The following is a 1,770-nucleotide window of genomic DNA, read 5'->3' as shown; positions in this document are numbered from 1 at the left end:
AACTTTATTTATTCAAAAAAGCCTTATGCTATTAACTATATATCTATTTAAATCTCAAAACTTAAAAACATTGATTATCATAGTGGGATGTTTTCAATTAACTTTAGCTTTAACATATATTTTCGCTTACTATAGAAATATATCTCTTCACAGTGTAGAATAAAAAACAAAGGTGACTCAAAAATAATTTTGAGTCACCTTTTATTAATATATCACTTGAAAACTATCAAATTTAGGTCTATCCAATATATCTTCCTCCACCTCAGTGACGTGACTCATTGAAGAACCTATCTTTAAATATTTTCTAAAATTATCTATTATTTTTTCATCTCCCTGGGCAAAAACTTCTACATTGTCATTTGATAAATTTTTTACACTACCAGTAATTCCAAGTCTTGTGGCATTTAAGTATGTTGTTATCCTATAGCCCACCCCTTGAACTTCACCTTTAATTATAAAATGATATGTTTTCATCTCTACCTCCTCAAAGATATCTATCTAGATAAAATTTCAACAATTTTTAATATTACTTTTACTGACTTTTCCATTGATTCTATTGGTATAAATTCAAACTTACCATGGAAGTTATGTCCTCCTGTAAATAGATTTGGACAAGGTAATCCCTTAAATGATAGTCTTGCTCCATCAGTTCCACCTCTAATAGGTTTTATTATTGGTTTTACTCCAACCTCTATCATAGCTTCTTTTGCTAAATCCACTATATGGTAAACCGGTTCTATCATCTCTCTCATGTTGTAGTAGCTATCATTTAATGTCAGTGATATCTCTGCATCTTTATATTTTCCTTGAAGATATTTCACAGCATTTGTTATTAACTCCTTTTTCTCTAGGAACTTCTCTTTTGAATGATCTCTTATTATATAATCAATCTCTGTTGTTTCCACTGTTCCTTTAAAATTAGTTAGTAGGAAGAACCCTTCATATCCCTCTGTATATTCAGGTCTTTCATTAACTGGTAACATCTCATTTAGCTCCATTGCCAATAGCATTGAGTTTATCATCTTATTCTTTGAAGCTCCTGGGTGAATATCTCTTCCCTTAACCACTATATTTGCTGAAGCAGCATTAAAGTTTTCAAACTCTAACTCTCCTATCTCTCCACCATCAACTGTATATGCAAACTTTGCTCCAAATTTTTCCACATCAAATAGATTTGCTCCTCTACCTATCTCCTCGTCAGGAGTTACTCCTATTTTAATCTCTCCATGTTCAATATGAGGATTTTCCTTTAAGTATTTTAAAGCTGTCATAATCTCAACTATACCAGCCTTATCATCAGCTCCTAAAAGAGTAGTTCCATCTGTTACAATCAATCTTTGATCAATATATTTTTTTAACTCTGGGAAATCCTTTACTGTCATCACTACATTTAAGTCACTATTTAATATGATATCATTCCCATCATATTTCTCTATAATTCTTGGCTTTATATCTTTACCATTAAATGATGGTGCAGTATCCATATGAGCTATAAACCCTATTGTTGGAATCTCTTTTTGTGTGTTTGCTGGTAGTGTCCCCATAATATAACCATTTTCGTCCAATGATATATCTACTAAACCAATCTCTTCTAAATCCTTAACTATAACTTTAGCTAAATCCCATTGAATTTCGCTACTTGGACATGATTTACTTTTCTCATCTGATGTTGTATCAATCTTAACATATTGTAAAAATTTCTCTACTAAAAAACTCATTTTTCCTCCCAAAATTCATTTAATATTATTTGACCTATAATATAAATTAACA

2 protein-coding genes are annotated in these 1,770 nt (G+C 30.6%); both read right to left on the bottom strand.

Translation table 11 applies throughout. From position 1 onward, the window contains the following. Window positions 1–204 precede the first annotated feature (204 nt). Complete coding sequence (locus tag ACMOUI_RS08480) at window positions 205–474, bottom strand: acylphosphatase (protein ID WP_418965290.1); 270 nt, start codon at window positions 472–474, stop codon at window positions 205–207. A gap of 20 nt (window positions 475–494) precedes the next feature. Further along, entirely contained in the window at window positions 495–1,718 is a 1,224-nt protein-coding gene (gene pepT / locus ACMOUI_RS08475) for a peptidase T (RefSeq protein ID WP_418965289.1), read from the bottom strand. Window positions 1,719–1,770: the final 52 nt, after the last annotated feature.

The organism is Cetobacterium sp. (assembly GCF_048470075.1).
GTDB lineage: Bacteria > Fusobacteriota > Fusobacteriia > Fusobacteriales > Fusobacteriaceae > Cetobacterium_A.
This window is presented reverse-complemented; position numbering and strand designations above follow the sequence as displayed.

Excerpts from the sequence above, each read along its gene's own strand:
- pepT (WP_418965289.1), bottom strand. The coding sequence starts at position 1,718 with ATGAGTTTTTTAGTAGAGAAATTTTTACAATATGTTAAGATTGATACA.
- ACMOUI_RS08480 (WP_418965290.1), bottom strand. The coding sequence starts at position 474 with ATGAAAACATATCATTTTATAATTAAAGGTGAAGTTCAAGGGGTGGGC.